Origin of the sequence: Shewanella electrica (assembly GCF_022321485.1) — a bacterium.
Classification (GTDB): domain Bacteria; phylum Pseudomonadota; class Gammaproteobacteria; order Enterobacterales; family Shewanellaceae; genus Shewanella; species Shewanella electrica.
In genome coordinates this window covers 1-230 of record NZ_JAKOGG010000848.1, presented here as the reverse complement: position 1 = coordinate 230, position 230 = coordinate 1, and the positions used below count along the sequence as shown (strand labels likewise).

At 29.6% G+C, this 230-nt stretch carries 1 protein-coding gene; it reads left to right on the top strand.

Annotated features, from left to right (window positions below; genetic code table 11):
- The coding region (locus L9G74_RS22210; protein WP_238899137.1) for a hypothetical protein at window positions 1–197 on the top strand (197 nt) is incomplete at its 5' end.
- Between the last annotated feature and the right edge of the window lie 33 nt (window positions 198–230).

Here is a 230-nt window from a genome sequence, read left to right as displayed (position 1 = left end):
AAAAAATGGTAACTAGAAAAGAATATTTTGTTGCCAAGATAACTAACTATTTGGCAGAACTGAATAAGCTAAACATGAATACTCAAGCGCAAAAGTTTAACAAAGCTGATTATCAAGAATACTTAGTAGATTGGAACGATATTTTATATTCTTTGCATGATTGTTCAACTGAATTTGCTAAGGAAAACTTGAAATAGAGTTATGTCTAGCTATTAGTCAATGGTAAATCG